Annotated in this window: 3 protein-coding genes; all 3 read right to left on the bottom strand. The window is 59.6% G+C overall.

Annotation, left to right across the window (positions count from 1 at the left end; all coding sequences use genetic code 11):
• Positions 1–16: 16 nt before the first annotated feature.
• Positions 17–487: a hypothetical protein gene (locus GPA_RS02150; RefSeq protein ID WP_049783980.1), complete on the bottom strand. Its 471-nt coding sequence runs from the start codon at positions 485–487 to the stop codon at positions 17–19.
• A gap of 38 nt (positions 488–525) precedes the next feature.
• Complete coding sequence (locus GPA_RS17230; RefSeq protein ID WP_083808856.1) at positions 526–1,356, bottom strand: sialate O-acetylesterase; 831 nt, start codon at positions 1,354–1,356, stop codon at positions 526–528.
• 333 nt (positions 1,357–1,689) lie between these two features.
• Positions 1,690–3,010 (bottom strand): heavy metal translocating P-type ATPase (locus GPA_RS17225; RefSeq protein WP_041238814.1); only part of this gene is annotated, 1,321 nt, incomplete at its 5' end.

The following is a 3,010-nucleotide window of genomic DNA, read 5'->3' as shown; positions in this document are numbered from 1 at the left end:
TGCGGTTCGCCGGACGCTACCCGAGGCGGTTGATCGCGCGGTCGATCGGCGGCAGCGCGGTGTAGGCCACGAGGACCCCGATGACCGCGCCGAGCGCGTCCACGAGCCAGAGCACCGGGACGGACACGTAGTCGGCGGTTCCCAGGGCAACCTCTCCCACGATGGCAAGCAGCCCTGTGAGGGCGAACGCCATCGCGCATGCCCGCTTGAGCTCTGCGTGTTGCCAGAGCGCGTTCACCAGGAGGAAGGCGAGCAGGAAGGCGGCGAACATGCGGGGGATGGCAGGCCAGAGCGCCACGACCGCCACGCCCCAGGCGACGGCGACCGCCCATCGCCCGGCGACGATGAACGGCCGCATCTTCGAGCGGCCGGAGGGGGCGGGGGCGTTCCCTGATGTCTTGCGAGATTCCATGCCCGCCAGCGTACCGCGGGCCGCCTGCGCCGCCCCCTCCGCGCCTAAGCGGTCGCCCTCCCGTTGCCCGCCCATGAACGCCCCGTTTCCTACATAAACTAGAAGTCATACCCCTACTTTAAAAATTCCATCACTTCCTCCATAGAGCTTTTCCCTAATGTAAATCGCTCTAGTGCCAGGTATCTTTTCTCCGCAACAGTGTGTTCTCTTTCATGCAACCCTTTTACTATGTTCGCTTCATTATCTAACGGCTCGACAATATTTGATTTGGTCTGATAAGCTTCAAAATATCTAATGCCAAATCTTCTTTGAGACTCTGCATTGATATGGATACCATCTGGATTAGGGTATAATTTTTTCCCTGTTACAAAATAACAATTCCTATTATTTTCTGCGTATTTAAGTAATTCCTGGTTAATCAAGTCATGCTCTACACAGCTTATTCCAAATCCAGACTTACCTAAATAATCTCCCAAACCACCAACAATGAACGGAGCTTCCAAAGCTCCCAGTTCTTTTCTGAATGAATTAATTAAAACGTTAAGTTTTTGATAATAATTTTTGTACTTTCCGCTGTGACCATCACTTTCACCTTGATGCCACAGAATTGCAATCAATTCACTGTTTCCCATGGCGAATTTTGCCTCGCTGACTGCATGGCGAAATAGAGCGCCTTCCTTATTCCATTCATCAATGGAACTTCCTCCTTCCGCACAAGGGATAAGCCCAATTTGTTCATTTTTATTCGCGTTGCACCATGCTTGCGCAAATGACGCTGCCGGTCCGACACCGGCAACTGCCCGGTCAAAGTGGATAGGCTCTGTCATCATCTGCCATCTGCTATTTCTAAGCATAAAAATATTCTCATTGCAAATCGGCATAACCTCGCTTGAAAATCCACGTCCTGCCATATTTGACTGCCCTATAAGTAAAACTGATTTCATTGCTAATTTCCTCTCGCTTTAACTTGTTCTTTCTCATTATATCGTTAGGGCTTTCGGACGTTTTCCGGACTGGTTTTACGATGATGAAAGAAGCCTGGAAAATGGCTTACTCGAAGGAGTGCGAGGAAGATTTCCTGGACAGGTTCCATGTGAGCGGAATGCCGAGGTGCACGGCCTTCTGCATCCGTCGCACGCTCCACTTTGCAAAGTTCTATCAACCATACGCCGAGAACAGGTGTCTCGAACGAAACGTAGGGGCGGGAGGCTCATCCTGTTGATGGTGGGGTTGCCAAGCGGCGACGGCTGCGAGGACGGCGCCGCTTGGGGAGGGGGCTACTTCAGCTTGCCCACGTTCATGGCGCGCATGGCGTTCAAGATGGCGATCACGGCCACGCCCACGTCGGCGAACACGGCCAGCCACATGTTGGCGATGCCGAGCGCCGCCAGGATCAGCACCAAGAACTTCACGCCGAGGGCGAACACGATGTTCTGCCACACGATGCCCATGGTGGTGCGGGCCACGCGGATGGCGCGGGCGATGTTGGACGGCTTGTCGTCCATGAGCACCACGTCGGCCGCCTCGATGGCCGCGTCCGAGCCCATCGCGCCCATGGCGATGCCGATGTCGGCGCGCGTGAGCACCGGGGCGTCGTTGATGCCGTCGCCCACGAAGGCCAGCTTGCCCTTCCCGGCGCCCTGCGCGTGGGTCTCCTCGAGCAGCTTCTCCACTTCGGCGACCTTGTCCTGCGGCAGAAGCTGCGCGCGGAACTCGTCGATGCCCAGCTCCTTCGCCACGGCGGCGGCCACGTCGGCGCGGTCGCCCGTCAGCATGACGGTCTTCTTCACGCCGGCCGCGCGCAAGGCGGCGACGGCCTCGGCCGCGTCGGGCTTGACGACGTCGGCGATGACGATGTGGCCGATGTATTCGCCGTCCAGCGACACGTGCAGGATGGTGCCGGTCAGCTCGCAGTCGCGGCAGTCCACGCCGCACGCGCTCATGAGCTTGTCGTTGCCCACGTACACCACGTGCTCGTCGACCCGCGCCCGCACGCCGTGGCCGCTCTGCTCCTCCACGTCGTCGATGCGCTGCTGGTCGATGGGCCCCGAGTAGGCCGCGCGCACCGACAGCGCGATCGGATGGTTCGAGTACGCCTCGGCGTGCGCCGCGATGGACAGCAGCCGGTCGGGGTCGATGCCGGAGGCGGGGTGCACGGCCACCACGTTGAACGAGCCGTCGGTGAGCGTGCCGGTCTTGTCGAACACGACGGTCTCGGCCCGGCTCAGCGTCTCCAGGTAGTTGCTGCCCTTCACGAGGATGCCGAGGCGCGAGGCGCCGCCGATGCCGCCGAAGAACGACAGCGGCACGCTGATGACGAGCGCGCAGGGGCACGACACCACGAGGAAGATCAGCCCGCGCTGCACCCAGTCGGACCAGCCGCCGCCCAGCAGAAGCGGCGGCATGATGGCCAAGAGCGCCGCGATGCCGACGACCGCCGGGGTGTAGTAGCGCGCGAAGCGGGTGATGAAGTTCTCGGTCTTGGCCTTCTTCTCGGCTGCGTTCTCCACGAGCTCGAGGATGCGGCTCACGGTGGACTCGCCGAAGGGCTTGGTCACGCGCACGGTGATGAGGCCGCTCATGTTGACGCAGCCCGAG

This window comes from Gordonibacter pamelaeae 7-10-1-b, assembly GCF_000210055.1.
GTDB lineage: Bacteria > Actinomycetota > Coriobacteriia > Coriobacteriales > Eggerthellaceae > Gordonibacter > Gordonibacter pamelaeae.
The sequence above is the reverse complement of the archived record's forward strand: the minus strand, read 5'-3'. Positions and strand labels throughout refer to the sequence as shown.

Excerpts from the sequence above, each read along its gene's own strand:
- GPA_RS02150 (WP_049783980.1), bottom strand. The coding sequence starts at position 487 with ATGGGCGGGCAACGGGAGGGCGACCGCTTAGGCGCGGAGGGGGCGGCG.
- GPA_RS17230 (WP_083808856.1), bottom strand. The coding sequence starts at position 1,356 with ATGAAATCAGTTTTACTTATAGGGCAGTCAAATATGGCAGGACGTGGA.